At 52.2% G+C, this 224-nt stretch carries 1 rRNA gene; it reads left to right on the forward strand.

Annotation, left to right across the window (positions count from 1 at the left end):
• Positions 1 to 224 (forward strand): 16S ribosomal RNA (locus MFP24_RS00060); the annotation flags it as partial.

The following is a 224-nucleotide window of genomic DNA, read 5'->3' on the forward strand; positions in this document are numbered from 1 at the left end:
GAGACAGGTGCTGCATGGCTGTCGTCAGCTCGTGTTGTGAAATGTTGGGTTAAGTCCCGCAACGAGCGCAACCCTTATCCTTTGTTGCCAGCGATTCGGTCGGGAACTCAAAGGAGACTGCCGGTGATAAACCGGAGGAAGGTGGGGATGACGTCAAGTCATCATGGCCCTTACGAGTAGGGCTACACACGTGCTACAATGGCTCATAAAAAGAGAATCGAACT

This window comes from Brenneria tiliae, from assembly GCF_023347575.1.
Classification (GTDB): domain Bacteria; phylum Pseudomonadota; class Gammaproteobacteria; order Enterobacterales; family Enterobacteriaceae; genus Brenneria; species Brenneria corticis.